The organism is Halanaerobium saccharolyticum, assembly GCF_003259895.1.
GTDB lineage: Bacteria > Bacillota > Halanaerobiia > Halanaerobiales > Halanaerobiaceae > Halanaerobium > Halanaerobium saccharolyticum_A.
The window spans coordinates 99,173-122,135 of record NZ_QLME01000004.1 but is presented as its reverse complement, the minus strand read 5'-3'; the positions used below and the strand labels follow the sequence as shown (position 1 = coordinate 122,135).

General features: G+C 34.6%; 25 protein-coding genes and 1 pseudogene. All 26 read left to right on the top strand.

What is annotated here, in order from left to right; translation table 11 throughout:
* Nucleotides 1-23 precede the first annotated feature (23 nt).
* On the top strand, nucleotides 24-734 hold the full coding sequence (gene cobI, locus C7958_RS04595; protein ID WP_111571497.1) for a precorrin-2 C(20)-methyltransferase: 711 nt from the start codon (nucleotides 24-26) through the stop codon (nucleotides 732-734).
* Nucleotides 735-1,478 (top strand): annotated as a pseudogene (cobM, locus tag C7958_RS16080) (precorrin-4 C(11)-methyltransferase); the annotation flags it as partial. It abuts the gene before it with no gap.
* 24 nt (nucleotides 1,479-1,502) lie between these two features.
* Nucleotides 1,503-2,261 (top strand): sirohydrochlorin cobaltochelatase, encoded by a 759-nt coding sequence (locus C7958_RS16075; RefSeq protein WP_375669752.1) that lies wholly within the window; start codon nucleotides 1,503-1,505, stop codon nucleotides 2,259-2,261.
* Nucleotides 2,262-2,320: 59 nt separating this feature from the next.
* A complete protein-coding gene (locus C7958_RS04585) occupies nucleotides 2,321-3,283 on the top strand; it encodes an ABC transporter substrate-binding protein (protein ID WP_111571495.1) in 963 nt (320 codons plus the stop codon).
* A gap of 77 nt (nucleotides 3,284-3,360) precedes the next feature.
* A complete protein-coding gene (locus tag C7958_RS04580; RefSeq protein ID WP_258394130.1) occupies nucleotides 3,361-4,476 on the top strand; it encodes a FecCD family ABC transporter permease in 1,116 nt (371 codons plus the stop codon).
* A 1-nt stretch (nucleotide 4,477) separates the two neighbouring features.
* Entirely contained in the window at nucleotides 4,478-5,266 is a 789-nt protein-coding gene (locus tag C7958_RS04575) for an ABC transporter ATP-binding protein (protein WP_111571494.1), read from the top strand.
* 52 nt (nucleotides 5,267-5,318) lie between these two features.
* Nucleotides 5,319-6,095 carry a DUF4198 domain-containing protein gene (locus C7958_RS04570; RefSeq protein ID WP_111571493.1) on the top strand — a complete coding sequence of 259 codons (777 nt, stop codon included), beginning with the start codon at nucleotides 5,319-5,321 and terminating at the stop codon, nucleotides 6,093-6,095.
* Nucleotides 6,096-6,194: 99 nt separating this feature from the next.
* Nucleotides 6,195-6,806: a cobalt transporter CbiM gene (cbiM, locus tag C7958_RS04565; RefSeq protein ID WP_111571492.1), complete on the top strand. Its 612-nt coding sequence runs from the start codon at nucleotides 6,195-6,197 to the stop codon at nucleotides 6,804-6,806.
* Nucleotides 6,803-7,387, top strand: coding sequence for a hypothetical protein (locus tag C7958_RS04560; RefSeq protein WP_111571491.1), 585 nt, complete (start codon nucleotides 6,803-6,805; stop codon nucleotides 7,385-7,387). The genes cbiM and C7958_RS04560 overlap by 4 nt, the downstream gene beginning before the upstream one ends.
* Entirely contained in the window at nucleotides 7,387-8,145 is a 759-nt protein-coding gene (gene cbiQ, locus C7958_RS04555; protein ID WP_111571490.1) for a cobalt ECF transporter T component CbiQ, read from the top strand. Before C7958_RS04560 ends, cbiQ begins: the two co-directional genes overlap by 1 nt.
* A gap of 1 nt (nucleotide 8,146) precedes the next feature.
* Complete coding sequence (locus C7958_RS04550; RefSeq protein WP_111571489.1) at nucleotides 8,147-8,770, top strand: energy-coupling factor ABC transporter ATP-binding protein; 624 nt, start codon at nucleotides 8,147-8,149, stop codon at nucleotides 8,768-8,770.
* A gap of 82 nt (nucleotides 8,771-8,852) precedes the next feature.
* Nucleotides 8,853-9,593, top strand: a complete 741-nt coding sequence (gene cobJ, locus C7958_RS04545; protein WP_111571488.1) for a precorrin-3B C(17)-methyltransferase — start codon at nucleotides 8,853-8,855, stop codon at nucleotides 9,591-9,593.
* Nucleotides 9,590-10,375: a precorrin-6A reductase gene (cobK, locus tag C7958_RS04540; RefSeq protein WP_111571487.1), complete on the top strand. Its 786-nt coding sequence runs from the start codon at nucleotides 9,590-9,592 to the stop codon at nucleotides 10,373-10,375. The genes cobJ and cobK overlap by 4 nt, the downstream gene beginning before the upstream one ends.
* Nucleotides 10,376-10,377: 2 nt before the next feature.
* Nucleotides 10,378-11,442 carry a cobalt-precorrin 5A hydrolase gene (locus C7958_RS04535; protein ID WP_111571486.1) on the top strand — a complete coding sequence of 355 codons (1,065 nt, stop codon included), beginning with the start codon at nucleotides 10,378-10,380 and terminating at the stop codon, nucleotides 11,440-11,442.
* Nucleotides 11,435-12,817 carry a cobyrinate a,c-diamide synthase gene (locus C7958_RS04530; RefSeq protein WP_111571485.1) on the top strand — a complete coding sequence of 461 codons (1,383 nt, stop codon included), beginning with the start codon at nucleotides 11,435-11,437 and terminating at the stop codon, nucleotides 12,815-12,817. Before C7958_RS04535 ends, C7958_RS04530 begins: the two co-directional genes overlap by 8 nt.
* Entirely contained in the window at nucleotides 12,810-13,769 is a 960-nt protein-coding gene (cbiB, locus tag C7958_RS04525; protein WP_375669751.1) for an adenosylcobinamide-phosphate synthase CbiB, read from the top strand. The genes C7958_RS04530 and cbiB overlap by 8 nt, the downstream gene beginning before the upstream one ends.
* A gap of 98 nt (nucleotides 13,770-13,867) precedes the next feature.
* Nucleotides 13,868-14,794, top strand: coding sequence for a GHMP family kinase ATP-binding protein (locus C7958_RS04520; RefSeq protein WP_111571483.1), 927 nt, complete (start codon nucleotides 13,868-13,870; stop codon nucleotides 14,792-14,794).
* On the top strand, nucleotides 14,763-15,857 hold the full coding sequence (cobD, locus tag C7958_RS04515) for a threonine-phosphate decarboxylase CobD (RefSeq protein WP_111571482.1): 1,095 nt from the start codon (nucleotides 14,763-14,765) through the stop codon (nucleotides 15,855-15,857). The genes C7958_RS04520 and cobD overlap by 32 nt, the downstream gene beginning before the upstream one ends.
* Before the next feature lie 29 nt (nucleotides 15,858-15,886).
* A complete protein-coding gene (gene cobU, locus C7958_RS04510) occupies nucleotides 15,887-16,480 on the top strand; it encodes a bifunctional adenosylcobinamide kinase/adenosylcobinamide-phosphate guanylyltransferase (RefSeq protein ID WP_111571481.1) in 594 nt (197 codons plus the stop codon).
* Complete coding sequence (cobS, locus tag C7958_RS04505; RefSeq protein ID WP_111571480.1) at nucleotides 16,477-17,226, top strand: adenosylcobinamide-GDP ribazoletransferase; 750 nt, start codon at nucleotides 16,477-16,479, stop codon at nucleotides 17,224-17,226. The genes cobU and cobS overlap by 4 nt, the downstream gene beginning before the upstream one ends.
* Before the next feature lie 81 nt (nucleotides 17,227-17,307).
* Nucleotides 17,308-17,805: an ECF transporter S component gene (locus C7958_RS04500; RefSeq protein WP_111571479.1), complete on the top strand. Its 498-nt coding sequence runs from the start codon at nucleotides 17,308-17,310 to the stop codon at nucleotides 17,803-17,805.
* Nucleotides 17,806-17,808: 3 nt separating this feature from the next.
* Nucleotides 17,809-18,549 carry a hypothetical protein gene (locus tag C7958_RS04495; protein WP_111571478.1) on the top strand — a complete coding sequence of 247 codons (741 nt, stop codon included), beginning with the start codon at nucleotides 17,809-17,811 and terminating at the stop codon, nucleotides 18,547-18,549.
* Between the two features lie 120 nt (nucleotides 18,550-18,669).
* A complete protein-coding gene (hemC, locus tag C7958_RS04490) occupies nucleotides 18,670-19,608 on the top strand; it encodes a hydroxymethylbilane synthase (RefSeq protein WP_166668457.1) in 939 nt (312 codons plus the stop codon).
* A 69-nt stretch (nucleotides 19,609-19,677) separates the two neighbouring features.
* Nucleotides 19,678-21,258, top strand: a complete 1,581-nt coding sequence (cobA, locus tag C7958_RS04485) for a uroporphyrinogen-III C-methyltransferase (RefSeq protein WP_111571476.1) — start codon at nucleotides 19,678-19,680, stop codon at nucleotides 21,256-21,258.
* Between the two features lie 34 nt (nucleotides 21,259-21,292).
* Nucleotides 21,293-22,264 carry a porphobilinogen synthase gene (hemB, locus tag C7958_RS04480; protein ID WP_111571475.1) on the top strand — a complete coding sequence of 324 codons (972 nt, stop codon included), beginning with the start codon at nucleotides 21,293-21,295 and terminating at the stop codon, nucleotides 22,262-22,264.
* A 38-nt stretch (nucleotides 22,265-22,302) separates the two neighbouring features.
* The gene (locus tag C7958_RS04475) at nucleotides 22,303-22,932 is read left to right on the top strand and encodes a hypothetical protein (RefSeq protein WP_111571474.1); all 630 of its coding nucleotides are present in this window, start codon (nucleotides 22,303-22,305) and stop codon (nucleotides 22,930-22,932) included.
* Nucleotides 22,933-22,963 lie beyond the last annotated feature (31 nt).

The following is a 22,963-nucleotide window of genomic DNA, read 5'->3' as shown; positions in this document are numbered from 1 at the left end:
GCTAACTGAATGGAGGTTGCAATTTGGCCAAAAAATTATATGGAATTGGAGTTGGAGTTGGTGAACCGGGTTTAGTTACTTTAAAAGCAGTAGAAATTTTAAAAGAGGTTGATTATGTCTGTACCCCACTGTCAACTAAAAGTGACTCCAGCAAAGCATTGGAGATTATTTCAAATCTGATCGATCTAAAAGATAGAGTTATTAAACTAAGATTTAAGATGTCTAAAAACAAGCAGGAGTTAGAACAATCACGCTCTGCTGCTGCTCAAAAAATATATCAATTATTAGAAGCAGGTAAAACGGTAGCTTTTGTAACCATTGGCGATCCCTTTTTGTACAGTACTTATGCTTACATGCTGAAAAAAATAAAAGAATGGGATAATTCAATTAACATAGAAACAGTGCCGGGAATTAATTCTATTGCCGCTGCTACTTCCAGCTATAATTTACCTTTAGCAGAGGGGAAAGAAAATACAGCTATCTTATCGGAGTTAAAAAATGAAGAACATATAGAAAAGGTCTTTAATTTATTTGAAACAGTGGTTATTTTAAAGTTGAGCCGTAATTTTGAGATAGCCTACTCTGTTCTGGAAAAATTGGGATTAAAGGAAAATGTACTTATTGCAAGCAAATGTGGTTTTGAAGATGAATTTTATACCGAAAACATAGAAGTTTTTAAAAATAAGAAAATTGAATACCTGACACTAATGATTGTAAAAAGAAAGGGGATTTAAATGAAAGTATATATAATTGGGGCCGGTGCGGGTGATCCGGAACTATTAACTATTAAAGGTAAAAAAGCAATTGAAGCCTCGGAGATTATAATTTTTGCGGGATCCCTGGTCAATAAAGAAGTCTTAAAATATAATAAATCTGCTAAAGTTTACAATAGTGCTAATTTAAATCTGGATCAGGTAATAAAAATAATTAAGCAGGCTGCAGCAGAAGATAAAAATGTAGCCAGAATTCATACCGGAGATCCATCAATTTATGGCGCAATAAAGGAACAGATTGATTTACTGGAGGAAAATGAGATAGCATATGAGATAATTCCAGGAGTTAGTTCATTTCTGGCAGCGGCAGCAGCTTTAGCTGCAGAATATACTCTGCCGGATGTTTCTCAGACTGTAATTTTAAGCAGGCAGGCCGGAAGAACTGCAGTACCTGAAAAAGAAAAACTACAGAGTTTAGCTCAGCATCAGGCTTCAATGGCTATCTTTTTGAGTGTGCAGATGATCGATGAGGTTGTTAATAATCTGACAGAAGAGTACCCACTTGCCACACCGGCTGCAGTAGTATCTAAAGCCTCCTGGCCGGAAGAAAAAGTAATTAGATCTACTCTGGGAGAAATAGCAGCCGAAGTCAAAAAAGCAGGAATTAAAAAAACAGCTCTAATATTAGTCGGAGATTTTCTGGATAGTGATTATCAAAAATCAAAATTATATGACCAAAAATTTTCACATCAGTTTAGAAAATCTCAGGAAGAGAAAAAAGCAATTTTAGTGGTTAGTTTTGGAACCAGTTATCCTGAGACCAGAAAGAAAACAATTGCAGCCTGTGAAGCAGAAATTGCAAAAAACAATCCGGATTATGACTTAAAAAGAGCTTTTACTTCCGGAATGATTATTGAAAAATTAAAACAAAGGGATAAAATTTTTATTGATAATCCGGAAGAAGCTTTAAAAAGATTATATGAGGAAGGTTATCAGCAGGTCATTGTTCAGCCTTTACATATTATTAATGGTAGTGAATATCATGATTTGATTAAAGCTGTTAAAAAGTTTAAAAATAAATTTAGAGTTTTAAAAGTAGGTCAGGCCCTTTTAACTAAAACTGAAGATTATTTTGAGCTTGCAGACATTATTTCACAGGAAATTAAAGCTGAATCAGAAAAACAAGCTATTGTTTTAATGGGTCATGGAAGTCAGCATGCAGCTAATTCTGTGTATTCTGCTTTTGATTATGTTCTCAAAGATAAAGGATTGGATAATTATTATGTGGGGACTGTAGAAGGTTATCCGGAGCTGGAACAGGTTATTAAAAAGTTAAAAGAAAAAGATTATAAGAAAATAAAACTGGCACCTCTGATGCTGGTAGCTGGTGATCATGCGCAAAATGATATGGCAGGAGAGGAAGAAGATAGCTGGAAAAAAAGGTTGGAAGCAGAAGGTTTTGAAGTTGAAATCCAGCTTCAGGGGCTCGGAGAGTATGCCCGAGTTCAAAAATTTTACATAGATAAAGTTACTGCTCTAGTTGAATAAATTATTATTTTAAAAAAATTAAATTTGATGCAACGGTAGTCAGACAGGGAGGAATAGAGATGAAGAAGAAAATTATTACAATCTTATTTTGTTTTATAATCTTAGTTAGTCTTCTGGGAGCTTATGCCCTTGCCAAAGATCATTATCCAGTTACAGTTAAAAATTATAATACGGCTGGAGATGAATATAAAATCACTTTTGAAAAAAAACCGGAACGGGTCATAACTACAAATCAGCCTCCAACTGAACTTCTATTAAGACTGGGCTTAGAAGATTTTATGGTTGGAACTGCCTGGCTTGATAATCCGATTTCAGCAGAACTGAAAGAGAAGTACGAAAAGATTCCAGTGCTTTCAGATAGATATCCGGCTAAAGAAGTTGTAATAGCAAAAGAGGCAGATTTAATTATGGGCTGGAATAGTGTCTTTTCACCCAAAAATCTAGGTACTGTAGAAAGCTGGAACAGCAGAGGGGTAAAAACCTTTATTCAGAGAAATTCAGGAGTAATAAAAAATCGGGGAATAGATAATATCTATAAGGATATTTCAGATATCGGAAAAATATTTAACATTGAAGCAAGAGCAGCTGAACTTATTAATTCTATGAAAGATAGAATAGAGATTATTCAAAAAAAGACTGAAGCAAAAAAAACAGTAAAAGTTCTTATTCTAGAAGGTGCTGGCAATAATAAATATCGCAGTTATGGTAGAGATTCACTTGTTAACGAGATGGTTGAAAAAGCCGGTGGTATTAATCTGGCGAAAAAAAGTGGAACTTTCAGTCCAGAAAATATAATTGCAAAAAACCCTGACATTATTATTCTGATTTACTATCTTGAGCAGGATAATGCAAACAAAACAGCTGAATCGTTAAAGAATAATAGTGCTTTACAAAATGTAAAAGCAATTAAGAATAACAGAATTGTTTATACACCACTTGCAGAAACTTATGCTGGAGGAGTTAGAACAATCAATGGGATCGAAAGATTTGCCGAAGCTTTTTATCCTGAATTATTTAGATAAAATTTTTGGTAGACATTTCTACTATTGTAGTTCACAGAAAATAATTTCTTAATTAATGATAGAAAAAGGTGATATTTTTGGAAGCCGGAGAATTGATAACTAAAAAAAGAAATGATCAAATAAAATTTAAAAAGAAGCTTATTAAAGAAAAAAAAGTTTTGTTTGCTGGTATATTTATTTTGACAGTTCTTTTATTAATTTCAATGATATTATCTTTATTATTCGGACCGGTAGATATTACTGTTTTTGAAACTTTTAGAGTAATCTATCACAATATCTTTAAATTATTTATAAAAAGTAATATTTCGCTGAGCTCTGGTATTAGTAATGATATTATCTGGGGAATCAGATTTCCCAGGGTAATAATGGCAGCTGTTATTGGAATGGGACTTTCGGTTATTGGAGTTGTAATGCAAGCTATGGTAAAAAACCCTCTTGCTAACCCTTATACGCTTGGGGTTTCTTCTGGAGCATCACTGGGAGCGACATTTGCTATAATGATTGGAGTCGGAAGTGTTTTTGGCCCTCATTTTATTGGGCTATCTGCTTTTTTAGGAGCTTTAATATCTTCACTTGTAGTTTATAGTATTGCAAATATCGGAGCTAAGTCCTCTTCGATAAAATTGCTTTTATCTGGAATGGCAGTTAGTGCTCTCTGCTCTGCTTTTAGCAGCTTTATAATATTTATTGCCAACGATGCTCAGGGAATGAGAACGTTAACTTTCTGGTTAATGGGTAGTCTTGTTTCTGCTACCTGGGATAATATATTATTGCCTGCTGTTATCTTAATAGCCGGAGGATTATATTTTTTATCTCAGTTCCGTAATTTAAATATGATGCTGCTTGGAGATGAGAGTGCAATAACTCTTGGAAGCGATTTGAACTTTTATAGAAAAATTTACATTGTTATTACTGCTCTGATGACGGGGATGGTAGTTTATGTGGCTGGAACAATTGGTTTTGTTGGCTTAATAATTCCTCATATTGTAAGAGCAGTAGTAGGAACTGATCACAAAAAATTAATTGTTTTTAGTGGGTTAACAGGTGCTATATTTTTAATCTGGACTGATGTTCTGGCCCGTTCCTTACTGCAGGGGACAGAAATGCCAATTGGAATTATAACATCTCTCCTGGGAGCGCCATTTTTTATCTGGATCCTGATTCGAAAAACATATGGGTTTGGGGGGAATTGATTTGAGATTAAAAACAAATAATGTTTCAATTGAATTAGGCGGCAGAAATATTTTAGAAGATATAAATATTAATGTTGCTCAAGGTGAATTTGTTGGCTTGATTGGTCCTAATGGAAGTGGAAAAAGCACTTTGCTCAAGAATATCTATAGAGTTTTAAAAGCAGATACTGGTTTAATTTATCTTGACGAAGACAACTTAGCCCGACAACCCTTAAAAGTAACAGCCAAAAAAATGGCAGTTGTAAAACAGTTTAATAATTTCAGCTTTGATTTTAGAGTTGAAGAAATAGTGATGATGGGACGTGCACCTCATAAATCTATGTTTGAATTTGAAAATATTAATGATTATCAAGTGATTTATGATTCTCTGGAAAAGGTGAATATGCTAGAATATGCTAAACGAAGTTTTTCTACCCTTTCTGGTGGTGAAAAACAACGTGTGTTGTTGGCCAGAGCACTTGCTCAAAGAACTGATTTCTTAGTTCTTGACGAACCTACAAATCATCTTGATATTAGATATAAGTTAGAAATTTTGGATTTGATTAAGTCCTTAGATATGGAGGTTTTAGCTGCTATTCATGATTTAAATCTGGCAGTTAGTTATTGTGATAGAATTTATGTGATGAAAGAAGGGAAAATAGTTGCTGAAGGAAATCCTGGTCAGGTTATAAGTGAAGAATTATTGAAAGAAGTATATCAAATAGAGGCCAGGGTTCGAAAAGACACGGAAACAGGCCAGTTAAGTATTATTTATTTACCTGACCATCATTTGAAATCTAACACAGCTTAAAATAAAAGCTTAAAGAATTTTTAAAAAACACTAATAGAAAAGGATGATTTTAATGTTTAAAAAATCAGTTTTATTTTTAATAATTTTTGTTTTAGCTATAACCCTGAGTGTTTCAGCTCATTTTCAGCTTGTTCTACCTACTGATGAGACAATTAGTAAGGGGGAGGAAGAAGAAATTGGACTGCAGTTGATTTTTACTCACCCTATGGAGGCTTCTCACACTATGAAAATGGATAAGCCTCAAAAATTTGCTGTGATCAATAAAGGAAGAGAAACAGATTTAACTTCTGAATTAGTCTCATTTGAATACTTTGGTTCTCAATCCTGGAAAACTACTTATCAAACTAAAGCTCCAGGTGATTATCTATTTTATTTAGAACCGGCTCCCTATTATGAGTCTGGAGAAGATGCATACATAACTCAATATACAAAAGTCGTAGTTAATAAAATGGGAATGCCCAGTGACTGGGATCGAGAAATTGGTCAAAAAGCAGAGATTGTACCCTTAGCTAGGCCCTATGGTTTGTGGACAGGTAATAACTTTAGAGCTATTGTTAAAAAAGATGGAGAAGCTGTTCCTTATGCAGAAGTGGAGGTTGAATACCTTAATGCTGGATCTTTTAGCGGTTTAAATGGTGCTGGAATTAAAGTTCCTGCTGATTCATTCTACACTCAGGTTGTAAAAACAGACAAAAATGGAGTTTTTTCTTATTCCATACCTAAATCTGGTTGGTGGGGTTTTGCAGCTTTGCTGGAAGGTGAAAAGATTGAAGGTAAAGATCATGAAATTGGTGCAGTAATGTGGGTTAAAGCATATGATATGAATTAATTATTTATCAATAAATTAGTGGAGTTTTAGTTATCTTCTTCTAATTTATAGCTTTAATAAAGACTGATTTTTGATTTCATTACAGGGGAGTGAATTTAATTGCATATTTCAGAGGGAGTCTTATCAGCACCGGTTTTATTTGGGGGAGGCTTATTTTCTGCTGTAGGAGTTGCTGTTGGTTTAAAAAAAATGAAAGATCAAGATATACCTAAAACTGCAATTGTCTCAGCTGCTTTATTTGTGGCCTCATTAATCCATGTACCTATTGGTCCAACCAGTATTCATCTTCTTTTAAATGGAATTGCTGGGATTATGCTTGGATGGCAGGTTTTTCCAGCTGTTTTAATAGCCTTATTTTTGCAGAGTATTTTATTTCAATTTGGTGGGATAACTGCTCTTGGCGTAAATACTTTAAATGTTGCTTTACCAGCTATTATTGCTCATCAATTTTTTAAAATATATGATTTAAATAATAGTCGTGTTTTCTTAGGGACTGTTGCTTTTTTTAGTGGAGCTCTAGCGGTTTTTTTAACAGCAGTAATGGTAGCTGTTTCTTTATTTTTTACAAACCAATCATTCTTGGAAATCGCAAAATTAACTATAATCAGTCATGTTCCGGTAATTATTATTGAAGGTATTATAAGTGTTTTTGTTGTATTTGCAATTGAAAAGATTAAGCCTATTATTTTAGAGGAGCTGGATAAAAAGTGATTTTAGAAACAAAAATAAAAAAATTAGTTATATTTATATCTTTAGTAGCGATTTTTCTATCCTTTTCTTTACCTGTTTTTGCGCATAGGGTGATTTTATATGCCTATGTTGAAGGGAATAAAATTATAGCAGAAGGAGCTTTTGGTGATGGTTCTCCTGCTAAAGATGCAGAAATAATGGTCTACAATAAACAGGGAGAGTTATTAGCAGAAGCTAAAACAAATGAAAATGGGATTTGTGAAATTGAAATTCCCAAAAAAACAGATTTAGAGATTAAAATGAATGCCGGGATGGGTCATCAAGCTGAATATGCATTATCTGAGTCAAAATTGCCAGAAATTAATAATAAAGATGCAGCAGCTTCAACTTCAAAAGCAGAAGTAAGCTATAACAATTTAAGTGAAGAAAAACTTCGAGAAGTTGTTGCTGAGGAATTAGATAAAAAATTGACTCCAATTAAAAAAAGTATTATTGAATCAAACCAAGATTCTGGTCCTGGTCTGACAGAAATCATAGGCGGAATAGGTTATATTTTTGGACTTATGGGAGTAGCTTCATATTTCAAAAAAGGAAAAAAATAATGATTTTTAAGAAAGAAAACACTTATGGGGTCAGCTGGATTCATCAGCTAGATCCCCGTTTGAAAATAGTAATTGCATTTATAACAGCTTTTTTAATTGCCTTAACCAATGATTTAATTACCTTATCTTATTTTCTATTTTTAGCAATTATCTTAATTATTAATAGTAAAATAGAAACAAAATATCTTTTTAAAAAACTTATACTGATTAATTTTTTTATAATTATTATCTGGATTTTTATTCCTTTTACTTTTCCAGGAGAAGAATTATTAAATATTGGTAAGTTCAGTATAACAGCTGAAGGAATAAATTTTGCTTTAAAAATTACTTTACGTTCTAATTCGATTATGCTTTTAATTATTTCACTTTTAACAACTAATTCAGTCTCTGAAATTATCCATGCCCTTTATAGACTAAAAATAGCTGAAAAACTAATTTATTTATTTTTCTTTGTTTATAGATATTTGCATATTATAAAGAAAGAATATAATAATTTATATGAGGCAATGTTAATGCGTGCTTTTAAAGCAAAAACAAATTTACATACTTATAAGTCTTATGCATATTTAATTGCAATGCTGTTAATTAAAAGTTATGAAAGATCTCAAAAAGTCTATGAGGCAATGATCTGTAGAGGGTTTAAAGGTAAATTTATATTTTTTGATGATTTTAAAATTAAGAAGCTGGACATTTTATTTATAATCGGTTATTTAATTAGTCTAAGTCTAATCTTTATTTTCCGGAAAGGCTTGATCTAAAATGATAAAAGTAAAAAACCTGTCATTTAGCTATGATAAAGAAGAATATATATTTGAAAATTTTAATTTTAGTTTAAAAAATGAAGAAAGAATTGCTTTAATTGGTGATAATGGTTGTGGGAAAACAACATTTTTTAAATTAATTATGGGGCTTTTAAAAGCTGACTCTGGTCAAATAGAAATTTTTGATCAAAAAAGAGAAAAGGAAGAAGATTTTATTGAAGTAAGAGAAAGGATTGGCTATTTATTTCAGGATTCTGATAATCAACTTTTTTTGCCAACTGTAGAGGAAGATGTTGCCTTTGGTCCTATAAATCTGGGTAAATCTAAAGCAGAAGCTAAAAAAATAGTTTCAGAAAAATTAGCCATGGTTAAAATGGAGGGCTTTGAAAAGAAAGTAACTTATAATTTATCTCAGGGACAAAAGAAAATTATAGCTTTTGCTGCTGTATTAGCCATGGACCCCGATGTTTTATTATTAGATGAGCCTTTTGCAAGTCTGGATAAACAGTCTATAAAAAGAATGATAAAAATCTTAAATAAAATAGCACAGCCCTTTATTATTGTTTCTCATAATAATTTGCTTTTAGATCAGGTGACTAATAGTAGTTATTTTTTAGAATAGAGAATTAGCAATTGAATTATATTTAAGGCATTATCATCTGAAATATAAAAAAATTTACTTTTAAAGAAAGGATTGATCTAAATTGTTGACTGCAGATCTTTATGTAATTGGAATTGGACCAGGAAATTTAGAGAGTATGAGCCGTAAAGCCTATAAAATTTTAAAAAAAGTTGATACTATTGTTGGTTATACTACTTATATTGAATGTATAGAAGAAATAATAACTGCTAAACAGCAGGTTTATGTTAGTGGAATGAGAAAAGAAAAGGAAAGAGTTAAAAAGGCAATAGAATTTGCTAGAAAAGGAAAAAAAGTAGCTTTGATTAGTAGTGGAGATCCGGGGGTTTATGGAATGGCGGGTCTGGCTTTAGAGATGGTGGAAGTTCAAAATAGTAATCTAAAAATAGAAGTTGTTCCTGGAATTACAGCGGCCAATGCAGCCGCCGCTGTGCTGGGAGCACCATTAATGCATGACTATGCAGTAATCAGCCTCAGTGATATTTTGACACCCTGGGATCTAATAGTTAAAAGATTAAAAGCTGCAGCAGAAGCAGATTTAATTACTGTTTTATATAATCCCCGCAGCAGCAGAAGAAAAAAACAGTTAAGAATTGCTCGTGAGATTTATCTGGCTAATAAAGATAAGCAGACTCCAGTTGGAATAGTGCGTAACATTGGGCGTGATGGTGAAGAAAAAATTATTACTAATTTAGAAGAAATGCCGCTAAAAAAAGTTGATATGTTAACTACAGTAATCATCGGTAATTCTCAGACTTATACAGCTAATGGAAAATTAATAACACCACGAGGTTATGATTTATGATTCTTGTAATTGCAGGGACTTCTGATAGTTATCAGTTGATTGAGGGTTTAATAAATGAGGGAGAAAATTTAATTGCTTCTGTTACCACCGATTATGGAAAAAAATTGATTAAAGAAAAATTTGAGATCAGAGTTATAAAAAAAAGAATGAACCGGGACGATCTTTATAATTTAATTAAAAAAGAAAAAATTTTATTGGTGGTAGATGCAACTCATCCTTTTGCAGAAGAAATAACTAAAAGTGCAATTAAAGCTGTCTCAGAAGCTGGTATAAAATATATTCGCTATGAAAGAAAAGATATTGATTTAAGCCAGTATGATGAGACTACTGCAAATATCATAAATGCTGACAATTACAAACAGGCTGCAGAAAAAGCAAATGATTTTGAAAGGGTTTTTTTAACAACCGGCTCTAAAAATGTAAAAACATTTATCAATAAGATCTCCAATTTTGAAAACAGATTATTTATGAGGGTCATGACTTTTCCTGCTTTTATTAAAAAAATTATTGATCTTGGTCTGCCACCGGCAAATATTATTGCAGTCAAAGGGCCTTTTACTAAAGAATTTAATCGGTCTCTATTTAAAGAATATGGAGCAGATGTAATAGTTACTAAGGCAAGTGGAGATAGTGGTGGCCTAAAAAGTAAAATTGAGGCTGCAGTTGAGCTGCGAATAGCTGTGATTGTTATTCGGAGACCGCAGATAAACTATCCACTGGTTTTTAATGAAGCTGCTAATCTGATAGAATATATTAAAACTAATCATAAAGCAGAGGTGTGATTATGTTCAAAGAAAAAAAAACAGCCGTGATAGTTTTGACTCCAGCTGCAAAAGAGCTTGCTTTAAAGTTAAAAAAAGAATACAGACACCTAGATTTATATCTACCGACTAAACTGGATAAAGAAAATGAAAGTTACCAGGCTTTTAGCTCTTTGAGCAGTTTAGTGGGTAAAATTTTTAAAGAATATGATGCTTTAATCTTCATTATGGCTCTGGGAATAGTTGTTCGAATAATTGCTCCTTTACTGGAAAGCAAAAAATCTGATCCGGCTGTACTGACAATTGATGATACAGCGCAAAATGTTATTAGTACTCTCTCCGGTCATTTAGGAGGAGCTAATCAGCTGACAGTAGAGATAGCAGATTTTTTAAAGGCCAGACCGGTAATTACCACCGCGACAGATTGTAATAATAAGCTGGCTGTGGATCTCTTAGCTCAGAGATTGGACTGTAAAATAAAACCTTTTGATAGATTAAAAAAAGCAAATGGAGCACTTCTATTTGGAAGCGAACTACATATTTTTAGTGATTATAAAATTAAGATTAAAGCAGATAATAATATTAAAATATATTCTCTGGAACAGCTGCAAGAACTCAGGAGCAGTGAGGCTTTTGAGATCATAATTTCTAATCAAAAGTTTAAACTAGAGGAAAATCAATTGCAGTTAATTCCCCGAAACATTGTGCTTGGTATTGGCTGCAGAAAAAATACCACTGCTGCAGCAATCAGGAGGTCCTTAAAGAGCCTTTTAGAAGAATTGAATTTACTGCCAGCAAGTATTAAAAAAATAGCAACTATTGATTTAAAGAAAGAAGAAGCAGGAATTTTAGAACTGGCAGCAGAAAATAACTGGCCTCTGGAAATTATTGAGAGAGAAAAAATAAAAGAAGTAGAAACTGGGCTAGATATAAAAAAATCTGATTTTGTAAAAAAAATAACCGGAGTGGCTGCTGCAGCATCACCAGCTGCAGTTCTGGCCTCAGGTGTCGGGAAATTAATAGCAGACAAGAAAAAATATGAGGGAATTACTCTTTCAGTTTTTGAGGAGGAAGTTACTGATGAATAAAAAAATAGTTATTGCTGGCAGCCGCAGTGGGGTTGGGAAAACTACTCTTGCATTAGGTTTGATGGCAGCACTTAAAAAGCAGGGACTAAAGGTTCAGCCATTTAAAGTGGGACCTGATTATATAGATCCCGGTTTTCACACTTTAATTTGTGGTAGGAATTCTTATAATCTGGACAGCTATTTTCTGGGTGCTGCTGGAGTCAGAAGGACCTTTTTACAAAACAGTCAGCAGGCTGATATTTCTTTAGTAGAAGGTGTAATGGGACTTTTTGATGGAAAGGGAAAAGATTCTGTCAGCAGTACAGCCGAAATAGCTAAGACTATAAAAGCACCTGTGATTTTAGTTATTGATGCCCGTAAAGTTGCTCAGAGTGCAGCTGCAGTAGTTTATGGATACAAAAATTATGATCCTGATTTAAATCTTAAAGGTGTTATAATTAATAATGTCAGCAGTCCTCATCATTTTAAACTCTTAAAAGAAGCAGTTGAGGCTAAGATGAGTGATCTAAAAATATTAGGTTATCTTCCCAAAAATCAGGATCTGGAGCTGCCGGAAAGGCATTTAGGTCTGGTACCAGTTACTGAGAGTCGGGAACTTGAAATTTACATTCAAAAATTGACCGAATTGATGGAAGAATATATTGATCTAGAGGGGATAATAGAAATTTCTGAATCAGATGATTTAATAGAGATCGATTCAGCTGCTGATTTTAGTTCTGGATTTAAAGATAAAATTAAAAAAGCGAAAATAAAGATTGCAGTTGCTCTTGACCAGGCTTTCAATTTTTATTATCAGGCAAATCTTGAGCTTTTAAAAGCAGCAGGAGCAGAAATTATTGAAATTAGTCCTCTAAATGATAGTCAGCTGCCAGAGGTGGATGCAGCCTATTTTGGAGGTGGTTTTCCCGAGAGTTTTCTGGAAGAATTAGCTTTAAATAAGGAGTTTAAAAATGATTTAAAAGAAAAGATAAGTGAAGGACTTCCTATTTATGCAGAATGTGGAGGTTTGATGTATCTCAGCAGTCAGGTAAAAGATTTTGAGGGAAATATATATCAGATGCTGGATTTAATTCCAGCTGAGATAGAGATGACTTCAAAACTACAGGAAATGGGATATCGGGAGATTGAAGCCTCAGCTGATAATTTATTATTAAATAAGGGAGAAAAAGCAAGAGGTCATGTTTTTCATTATTCAAAAATCAGTAAAATTGAGGCGAATGTAAAAAGAAAGTATAGTTATCGCAAAATCAGAGAAGGATACAGTACTCTGGAGAATATTCTTGCATCTTATGTTCATCTTCATTTTGCTTCCAATCCAGAGATGGTAAATAATTTTTTACTAAAAGCTTTAGCCTATCAAAAGAGTGGTGTTTAAGTTGGAAGTTTTAATAATTTTAATTATTGCTTTAATTGTTGACTTAATTATTTCTGATCCGGACTGGATTCCACATCCAGTTGTCCTCATTGGAGGGCTAATCAGCACTCTGGAAAAATATTTATTGAAAAATGAAGATAGTCCCCAGAGAGCAAAAATCAAGGGTGCAATTTTAGTAGTTATTGTCCTGGGGTTAAGTTATTATCTCAGCTATCTGGTAGTTGTTCTGTCAGGACAGTTAAATAATTATTTTGCTCTAATGCTAAAAATATTTCTGCTGAGTTTAACTCTAGCCCTTAAAGGACTGATTGATGCTGGTCAGGAAGTTTACTCTGCTTTAAAAGCTAGTGATTTAAAACTGGCTCGAGAAAAAGTGAATCAAATTGTTGGCAGAGACTGCAGTCAGAGCAGTAAGCAGGAAGTGATTCGGGCTGTTTTAGAAACTCTGGCTGAAAATACTTCAGATGGAATTTTGGCACCCGCTTTTTATTATTTGATAGGTGGGCTGCCGCTTGCAGTAACTTATAAAGCTGTAAACACTATGGATTCGATGCTGGGCTATAAAAATGATAGGTATTTGAATTTTGGTTTTACTGCAGCCAGAACTGACGATTTTTTTAATTATATTCCAGCCCGGCTGACAGCAATTTTAATGTCTGCAGCCGCTTTTTTGCTCCACTATGATTTTAGAGGAGCGTTAAAAACAGTTTTTAATGACGCTCAAAAACATCCCAGCCCCAATGCGGGTTATCCGGAAGCAGCGGCAGCAGGTGCTCTTTCTCTCCGTTTTGGTGGAATTAATTATTATCACGGGCAAAAGAGTTTTAGAGCCTATATTGGGCAGCAAAACAAAAAATTTGAGCTTGCTGATATTTTAAAGTTAAATATGTTAATTTATTTTACAGTAGGTTTATTTTTTATATCAGCTGCAGCTATCTTTGTTTTAATTTAGAAACTTTACGAATTAGAAATCTCAAAACTACCAGCAGACAGAGGTCTTAACTATAGTTTTTTAGATTATTAATTTGAATTAAGAAGGGAGAAATAATTTTGCAGCAGGTTAATATTAGAGTTCCGGGCAGCTGTGGAGAGTTACTGCAGGGTAGTATAGATCATCAAAATTTCTTGATTTCCTGTCCGATAAATTTATATAGTCAGGTAAGTGCTAATTTTACAGCTGGTAAAAAAAGAGTGATTATCAATAAAAACAACTCCAGTACCGAAAGTACTTTTAAAACAGAATTTGCTGTTAAAAAATTATTGGATCATTATAGTTTTAAGCAAAAAAGCATTAAAATTAATATAAATTCTCAATTAATAACCGGAATTGGAATGGCTTCTTCGACAGCAGATATAAGTGCTGCTTTAGCCGCAGTAATGCTGCTTTTGAAAAACAAAGTTGATTTTAAACTCTTAAAAAAGATCTGCCTGAAGCTGGAGCCAACTGATGGTGTTTTTCTGAACGGAATAAGATTTTTTGATCATTTACAAGGTAAACAAAATTATTTTATTGCAGAGGCGCCTGAGCTGGATATTCTGCTTCTGAAAGAAAAAGGAACTGTAGATTCTTTAAAATTTAATCAGTCAGAAAAACTGGCAGCTTTAAATAAAAGCAAAGAAAAAAACACAAGAAAATCTCTTCAATTAATTAAAAAGGGTCTAAAAAACAAAAATTATCAGCTGCTGGGAAGCGGTACAATCCTCAGTGGTCTGGCTCATCAGAGAATTCTTTACAAAGAAAATCTGAATAGATTGTTGGAATTAGTTGAGGGACAGAGTCAAATTTATGGAGTTAATATCGCTCACAGTGGTACCATAACTGGGGTTTTAGTTTCTCAAGATTTTGCAGCAGAAGATTTGCTAAAAAAAATTAAATCAGAAACAGAACTTGAATATTTACAGAGGGTTAAAATAATTTCTGGTGGAATAGAGAGGAGAGATCAGTTTGGAACATCAACATGGAGGAAAATTAATTGAAGCAGCTCAAAAAAACAATCTAGATCAGGATCAGATTATTGACTTTAGTGCTAATATAAATTTTTTGGGTCCTCCAACTTTAATTAAAGAAGCAATCAGGGCCAATGTAAGCAAAATAGAGAATTATCCCGAGATTAATTCAAAAACTGTAAAAAGGTTGATAGCAGAAAAACATGGGCTTGAGCCGGGACAGGTAGCTGTTGCCAACGGGGCAGCAGAGATGATCTACCAGCTGAATAAAGTTCTAAAGCCGGAGCAGATTATGGTAATTGATCCAACATTTTCGGAATATGAGCTGGCTGCAGAGTCAGTTGGAGCAGAAATTAAACATTTTCAATTAAGAAGCTCAGCCGATTTTGTTCTTGATTTAGAAACTCTGAAAGCAGATATCAATGGTAAAATCGATTTACTCTTTATTTGTAATCCCAACAATCCAACTGCTCACTTAATCAAAGCAGATAAACTGGAAGCAGTGATTCAAAAAGCAGCAGCAGAAAATGCAATTGTAGTATTAGATGAGGCCTTTATTGATTTTTTAACTGAGCCAGATAAATATTCTGCGATTAAATTTCTGAACAGCTATGATAATTTAGTGATTTTGAAATCTCTGACCAAACTTTTTGCGATTCCTGGTTTAAGATTGGGATATGCTTTAACAAATAAGACTTTAAGCTTAGAGCTGGAAGCTAAAAGGGATCCCTGGTCTGTTAATTATTTTTCCCAGCTGGCAGGAGAAATTATTTTTTCCAGCAAACAGGAGATAGTTGATTATGTTAATTTGAGCCGCAAAAAAATTGCTGCCGAACGAAATTTTCTATATCAAAAGTTAAAACAATTTAAAAAATTAAAAGTTTACAGACCTACGACCAACTATATTTTTATTGATATTTCAGAAACAACTTACAGCTCGGCTGAGTTAAAGCAGGAACTTATCCGCTCAGCTATTTTAATTCGGAATTGTGACAGTTATCAGGGGCTGCAGGATAATTATATTAGAGTAGCTGTTAAAGCAAGGAAAGAAAATGAGATGTTAATTGAAAGGCTGAAGCATATTTTAGACTGAAATGTTTAGACTAAAGTGGGGTGATCAAGATGGGAATTATTTTAATTCAGGGTGGAGCCAGAAGCGGTAAAAGCAGCTTTGCGGAACTGATTGGTAAAAAGCTTGGGGGGCTGGATGTGATTTATCTGGCCAGTGGAGTTGTTACCGACCAGGAAATGGAATTAAGAATTGAAAAACACCAGCAGCAGCGTCCAGATCAGTGGCAGACAGTAGAAGAAGCCTACGATATCAGTTCTTATTTAAAAGAGGTGGATAAAAACAGTACAATTTTATTTGACTGTTTAACTACCTATCTGGGTAATTTAATTTTTAAAAAGCAGAACTATGACTTTATCAAAATGGAAGCAGAAATTTTAGAAGAAATAGAATTGATTTTAGAAATTGCACGCAGAAAAGATCTGAATCTAATTATTGTTCATAATGAAACGGGAAAAGGAGTAGTGCCGGCTTCTAAAATGGGTAGAGACTTTAGAGATATTTCGGGCAGAGCCGCCCGGCTAGCAGCAGAATATGCTGAAAAAGTTTATCTAGTCCAGTCCGGACTGCCGCTTGAGATTAAAGAAAGAGGCTTAAAAAATATTGAGGAATATACTTCAGCATCTGAGGAGGTTAGAGTACTTTGAGAAAAGTTATACATAATTTCTTAACAGCTTTAACCTTTATGACCAGAATTCCTGTTAAAATAAAAAAAACATCAGAATTAAAGCTCAACTATTTTCCGCCTGTGGGACTGCTGCTGGCTCTGATCATTATTCTGGTTGAACATTTTTTGGCATTTATTTTTACTGTGGAAATCAGAGCGCTTTTACTCTTAATAATTTATATTTATTTGACAGGAGCCCTGCATCTTGATGGGTTGGGAGATTTTGCAGATGGCTTTTTTGCCGGTAGAGATCAGGCTAAAACTATAAAAATTATGCATGATTCTAACTCGGGAATCTTTGCGCTGGTAACTTTAATTTTGCTTCTGGGTTTAAAATATCTTCTTTTTAAGGAACTTCTGCTCAGAAACAGCCTGCAGACAGTAATAATTATGGCTGTACTGGTCCGTTATCTGCTGGGGTTTGTAATAATCTTTAGTGAACCAGCAGAGAGTAGTTTTCTGGCAGATTCATTAAGTGAAAATGCAGAAACTATTGATTTGTTTTACAGTACATTAACAACAATTTTTATCTTTTCTCTTTATTATTATTTCACAGACTCTGTTTATTTTTTTCCAGTATTATTAGCGGTAGTTTTTATTTTAATTTTAATTATTTATCTTATCCAGTGGAGCCGCAAAAAATTGGGGGGTATAACAGGGGATATCTACGGCACAATTATTGAATTAGGAGAGTTGATTTTTCTTTTAACTCTGGCTGCATTTTAATTAATTTGGCAAGCTTCAATTTGTATTTAAATTGTAATGAATTTTTGCTATCACGGAATATAACATGGGGGATGATTAAAAATGAAAAAAGTAAGTTCAGCAAAAAATAATTATTTTAGCACATCACTACTGGTGAAAATAGCAATGCTGGCAGCTTTATCTGTAGTTGGATCATATATTAAATTCCCGGGACCTGTGGGGAGTATTGCTTTGGATTCTCTACCAGGTTATTTAGGAGTTATAGTTGTCGGAGGAGGGGCAGGGGCCCTGGTGCTGGCTTTAGGCCATTTACTTTCTGCTCTTAATTCGGGCTTTGTTTTAGGTGCAATTCATTTTTTAATTGCTCTGATAATGGGGATCTGTGGTCTGATATTTTCTAATTTAATTAAAAGGAATATTTATTTAGCGGTAGCAGTTACTACCTTTGTTAATGGAGTAGTTGCAGCAGCTGTTTTAATTCCGTTTTTTGGGCTCCCATTTTTTTATGGAACAGCGCCAGTTCTGACTACAGCCTCATTTGTTAATATCTCACTGGCAGTTATTATTGCAAAATATTTAAAAGATAAGGTGGGAAGTTAAGAAATGAAAAGAATAAATAGTCCCCGAGATATTTCTCTGCTGCAGATTAATCAAGAAGAATTACTGGTTATTGCCTGTGATTCTGCAGGTGGACTGGGTCAAAAAGTTCAGGATCAGGTTAAGGTTTCCAATAGAATTCTGGGCAAATATACGGTTAAGGTTCCCTTAATGGAGGTCATGTCTCTGGGAGCTGAGATAATCACAGTGGTTGATAACCTGGCGGTAGAATATGAACCAACCGGTAGAGAAATAATAGCAGGGATTAAAGAAAGTCTGGCACTGTTTGATAAATGTGGATGCTTAAATGGGAGTACAGAAGAAAATATTAAGACTGTCCAGACAGCTTTAGGTATAACAGTTATTGGGAAAACAACTCTAAAAAAATTGAAAAGATATACCTCTTCACCTAAAAATAATATAATTGCAGCAGTAGGATTACCTCTTGTTGGAGATGATTTACTCCAAAATAAATCCCAGGCTGTTAATTTTAATAAATTTCTGCAGCTAAAAAAATTAAATTATATTGATCAGTTTTTACCTGTTGGTTCTAAAGGGATTTTGTATGAAGCTAAAATTCTGGCGGCAGAAAATAATTTTGATTTAAAATTAATAGATACTGAGCTTGACTTAGAGAAGTCAGCTGGACCGGCAGCAGTTGTTCTGTTGAGTCTGCCGGAAAAAGATTTAGCTAAATTAAAAAAAGAGATTGAACTGCCTTTAAATAAAGTTGGTAGACTGATTTAATTAAAAAAGCTATTTTTTCAGGAAAGCTGTAATTTTCTCAGATCTAATTTTGCAATTAAGCACCTGTCTGTTATAAAATTAAGAAAATGGAAGTAAATAAAGGAAACAGGGATGATTAAATTGAAAGAAAACTATATTATAGGAACTCGCAACAGCAATCTGGCCTTAAAACAGTGTCAGATAGTAAAGGAAAAGCTGCAGAATGAATTTCCTGAAATAGAATTTGAAATCAAAGAAATTGCTACAACCGGTGATCGCGAAAGAGATAAAAAATTTTCTGAGATAAATGGGGAAGGCATTTTTGTGAGGGAAATAGAAATTGCTCTGCTGGCAGGAGAAATTGATCTGGCAGTTCACAGTTTTAAGGATCTACCAACAGTTCTACCCGAAGATTTAGAGGTAGCAGCTGTTATTGATCGGGCTAACCGGGTTGATGTGCTTGCCGGGGCAGAAAAAAGGCTGGCGGAACTTCCAGCAGGAGCAAGGCTGGGAACAGGTAGTCTGCGCCGCAAATCACAGCTGCTGGCTTATCGTTCTGATTTAGAGATTGTTCCGATCAGAGGAAATATAGAAACGCGATTAAAAAAAGTTAAAACTCAAAATCTGGATGGAGTTATTTTAGCTGCAGCTGGACTGGAACGGTTGGGCCTTAAAGAGCAGATCACTGAATATTTATCAACTGAAATCTGTCTTCCCGCTGCCAGACAGGGAGCAGTAGCGGTAGAAATTAGAAAGGAAAACACTGAGCTTAAAAAGATACTAAAAAAGGCTGAATCCAAAAATACAGCTCTGGAAGTCTGGGCAGAACATGCTTTTTTAAAAGAAATGGAAGCTGGCTGTCATGCACCTCTGGCCGCAGAGGCAGTAATTGAAGCTCAAAAATTAACTTTAACAGCTGCTGCAGGAGAACTTGACGGCAGCAGAATAATCCGAAAGAAAGTCAGCACAAAAGATTTAACTTTAAATTCTGTTCAAAGGCTGGGACAGGAACTGGCCCGGGAAGTTAAGGCAGCCGGGGCAGCAGATATCTTAGCCAGGCTGCAAAAAAACAAATCCTAATTCGGAATAGTAAAATATTAGAGTTCAACATCTGGAAATTATAAGTAAGGGTAAAAGGAGTATAAAAAAATGAAAGCAAAAGTGTACTTAACTGGAGCCGGTCCTGGTGATCCGGCTCTCTTAACATTAAAGGCAAAAAGAGCTATCAAAAACGCAGATGTTATTTTATATGACAGGCTGGCAAATGATCGTTTTTTAGAATATGCAAGTCCTGAGGCAGAAAAAATATATGTTGGCAAAAAGGCAAAGGATCATCATTATACTCAGAGCGAAATTGAAACTTTGATGGTTGAAAAAGTTCAAGCAGGAAAAACGGTTTGCCGTCTAAAAGGAGGCGACCCTTTTATTTACGGTCGCGGAGGTGAAGAAGCTTTAAAATTGAAAGAGGCCGGGATTGATTTTGAAATTATTCCTGGAATCAGTTCTTCCCTGGCAGTTCCACTTTATGCAGGGATTCCACTGACCCAGAGACATCTGGCTTCCTCATTTGCGGTAATTACCGGACATGAGGCGGCTGATAAAGACGAGAGTACAATTGAAATCGAAAAAATTGCAGCAGCTGTGGATACTCTGATAGTTTTGATGGGAGTAGGTAAATTGCCGCAGACTGTAGCAAGAGTTTTAGAGGCAGGTAAAAGTCCAGATACACCTGTTGCTCTGGTTCGCTGGGGCAGCCGCTCAAATCAGCAGACTATAACCGGAACTCTGGCTGATATTGTAGAGAAAGTTGAGGCTGCAGATTTTAAGCCGCCGGCAGTGATTATAATTGGTCAGGTTGTTAATTTAAGAGAAAAGCTAGGCTGGTTTGAAAACAAAAAACTGCTTGGAAAAAATATTTTAGTCACCCGCCCCCGGGGACAGGCTGCTTCTTTTGTAGAGATGATAGAAGCTGAAGCTGGTAATGCAGTTTTAGCTCCCACAATCAAGATAAAGTCAGCTCAAAACAGGGAGCCTCTGCAAAAAGCAGTTAAAAATTTAGCTGCATATACTCATTTAATTTTCACCTCGGTTAATGGGGTTAAATACTTTATGCAGGCACTGGAAAGCCAGAGGCTGGATTTAAGAGCCCTGGCCGGAATAAAAATAATGACCATTGGTTCTAAAACGGCAGCGGAGTTAAAGCAAAATGGAATTAGAGCAGATTTTATACCGGATGATTATTCAACAGCAGGAATTTTAGAGTATTTAAAGAAGTTTGAAGGCGAGAACAAAATTAATTTCAACCAGAGTTCATTTTTACTGCCGCGAGCAGATATTGCACCACAGCTGCTGGAAGAAGAACTCAAAAAACTGGGGGCAGAAGTCAATAATGTTGAAGCTTACAGAACAGAGTCAGTGAAATTGGAGGCAGAAATTCTGGAGCTGCTTCTAAATGAGGAACTTGACTTATTAACTTTTACCAGTTCTTCAACTGTTGAAAATTTTATCAGTGGGCTAGAGAAATTAATTGAGAATAAAAATTTAGAGCTTGAAGCAGCAGAAAAGATTAGTAATCAGCAAATCTGGCAGCAGTTAAAAGAAATTCCGACTGCCTGTATTGGTCCGGTAACTGCTGAAAAAGCAGAGGAATACGGGCTTAACCTTAAAATAACAGCAGCAGAATACACAATTGAAGGTTTATTTGCTGCTATTTTAAAATATTATTTCTAAAAGAGGATAAATTTAAGACGAGGAGGATTTTTAAATGAATTTAATAAATAGACCACGACGGCTGCGCAGTTCTCAAAGTATTAGAGATTTAGTTAGAGAGACAAATTTATCTGCTGCAGATTTTGTGAAGCCCCTATTTGTAGTTCAGGGAGAGAATGTTAGAGAAGAAATTCCTTCAATGCCCGGTAATTATCACCTATCTTTAGATCAGCTGCTAAAAGAAGTTGAGGGGTTGATAGATCTGGGAATCAGAGCTGTTATACTTTTTGGACTGCCTGAATACAAAGATGAAGAAGGTTCCAGTGCCTGGCAGCAGGATGGAATAGTCCAGGAGGCTGTACGCAGTTTGAAAAATAAATTTCCAGAACTTCTGGTAATCACTGATCTCTGCTTATGTCAGTACACGGATCACGGCCACTGCGGAATTTTAGAAGCTGGAAAAATTAAAAATGATGCTACCTTAAGCAGGCTGGCTAAAATTGCAGTTTCCCATGCCGAAGCAGGAACAGATATGATTGCCCCTTCGGATATGATGGATGGTAGAGTCGCGAAAATAAGGCGGGCTTTAGACCAGAATGGGTATACAGAAGTAGGGATCATGGCTTATTCTGCCAAATATCATTCTGCCTTTTATGGTCCTTTTCGTGATGCAGCCCATTCAGCTCCAGGTGAGGGTGACCGCAGCAGCTATCAGATGGATGCTGCTAATTCGGATGAAGCCTTAAGAGAAATGAAACTGGATATTGAAGAGGGTGCAGATATTATTATGATCAAGCCAGCACTATCCTATCTGGATATTATTCAGAAAGCTAGCCTTAACTTTAAGCTGCCAATTGCAGCTTATAATGTAAGTGGAGAATATGCAATGGTTAAAGCAGCAGCTGAAAAGGGTTGGATTGATGAAAAAAGTGTTGCTTTAGAAATTTTAACCTCGATTAAGAGAGCAGGAGCAAATATTATCATTACATATTGGGCTGACAGTGCTGCTCGCTGGTTAAATGATTAACTTTAAATTGCAAAACAATAATTAGTAGAGGTGTTGCTATGGAAGTATTAACTCAGCTCAAAGAAAAAATCATAAGTGCCTGTTTATACTATTATATAGACTTTGTTTATAAAACAAGCAAAATAGAAAAAAAGGGAAATCTAGAATATCTGGAAACTGAATATCCGGAAAAATTTGTTGTCTTTATCTGGCATGGTGACAGCTACTGTTATTATCCATTTTTAAAAGGAAAGCAGCTAAATATTGTTACAACCAAAAATAAGCGGGGAGGAGTAATCAGCAGAATCAGCAGGTATTTTGGCTATGATGTGATCAGACTACCTGATCTGGCGGGTGATGGCAATTATATTTTTCAGCTTAAAAATCAGATTAATAAAAAAAATAATGCCAATCTGCTGCTTTCAGTTGATGGGCCTACCGGTCCTGAACATGAAATCAAAGATTTTGCGCTGATTATGGCCCTGTTTTCAAAAAGAAAAATTATACCTTTAACTGTTGAAGTAAAACACAGTTTGACTTTGAAAAACAGATGGGATAATTTTAAAATTCCGCTGCCCTTTAATCAAATAAATATTAGAGTAAATGACTTTTTTGAAGTGAAAAAAGAGGACAGGAAAGAAGATTTTAAATCTTTAAAAGCAGAAATAAAAAAAGTTATGCAGAATTAATTAAAATTAGCGTAAAGTTAATCAAAATTTG

What these genes read in the sequence shown, in the direction of transcription:
- cobK (WP_111571487.1), top strand. Translation starts at nt 9,590, where the DNA reads ATGATTCTTGTAATTGCAGGGACTTCTGATAGTTATCAGTTGATTGAG.
- C7958_RS04550 (WP_111571489.1), top strand. Translation starts at nt 8,147, where the DNA reads ATGATAAAAGTAAAAAACCTGTCATTTAGCTATGATAAAGAAGAATAT.
- cbiQ (WP_111571490.1), top strand. Translation starts at nt 7,387, where the DNA reads ATGATTTTTAAGAAAGAAAACACTTATGGGGTCAGCTGGATTCATCAG.
- C7958_RS04535 (WP_111571486.1), top strand. Translation starts at nt 10,378, where the DNA reads ATGTTCAAAGAAAAAAAAACAGCCGTGATAGTTTTGACTCCAGCTGCA.
- C7958_RS04530 (WP_111571485.1), top strand. Translation starts at nt 11,435, where the DNA reads ATGAATAAAAAAATAGTTATTGCTGGCAGCCGCAGTGGGGTTGGGAAA.
- C7958_RS04500 (WP_111571479.1), top strand. Translation starts at nt 17,308, where the DNA reads ATGAAAAAAGTAAGTTCAGCAAAAAATAATTATTTTAGCACATCACTA.
- C7958_RS04585 (WP_111571495.1), top strand. Translation starts at nt 2,321, where the DNA reads ATGAAGAAGAAAATTATTACAATCTTATTTTGTTTTATAATCTTAGTT.
- hemB (WP_111571475.1), top strand. Translation starts at nt 21,293, where the DNA reads ATGAATTTAATAAATAGACCACGACGGCTGCGCAGTTCTCAAAGTATT.
- C7958_RS04495 (WP_111571478.1), top strand. Translation starts at nt 17,809, where the DNA reads ATGAAAAGAATAAATAGTCCCCGAGATATTTCTCTGCTGCAGATTAAT.
- cobU (WP_111571481.1), top strand. Translation starts at nt 15,887, where the DNA reads ATGGGAATTATTTTAATTCAGGGTGGAGCCAGAAGCGGTAAAAGCAGC.
- C7958_RS04570 (WP_111571493.1), top strand. Translation starts at nt 5,319, where the DNA reads ATGTTTAAAAAATCAGTTTTATTTTTAATAATTTTTGTTTTAGCTATA.
- cobA (WP_111571476.1), top strand. Translation starts at nt 19,678, where the DNA reads ATGAAAGCAAAAGTGTACTTAACTGGAGCCGGTCCTGGTGATCCGGCT.
- C7958_RS04475 (WP_111571474.1), top strand. Translation starts at nt 22,303, where the DNA reads ATGGAAGTATTAACTCAGCTCAAAGAAAAAATCATAAGTGCCTGTTTA.